The following is a 264-nucleotide window of genomic DNA, read 5'->3' on the forward strand; positions in this document are numbered from 1 at the left end:
GTTCCTTCTCCCGAGTTCTCTCAAGCGCCTTAGAATACTCATCTCGCCCACCTGTGTCGGTTTGCGGTACGGTCTCGTATGACTGAAGCTTAGAGGCTTTTCTTGGAACCACTTCCGATTGCTTCAGCACCTAAGTGCCTCGTCCCACTCCCTTGAATTACGCGCCCGGATTTGCCTAAGCGCCTTCTATGAAGCAGAAACTGACTATTCCAACAGTCAGACAACCTTCCGCGATCCGTCCCCCCATCGCATCATACGACGGTG

Annotated in this window: 1 rRNA gene; it reads right to left on the reverse strand. The window is 53.0% G+C overall.

Annotation, left to right across the window (positions count from 1 at the left end):
* Positions 1–264 (reverse strand): 23S ribosomal RNA (locus tag GTP90_RS36245); the annotation flags it as partial.

Origin of the sequence: Duganella vulcania (assembly GCF_009857655.1) — a bacterium.
In the GTDB taxonomy this organism is placed as follows: domain Bacteria; phylum Pseudomonadota; class Gammaproteobacteria; order Burkholderiales; family Burkholderiaceae_D; genus Rugamonas; species Rugamonas vulcania.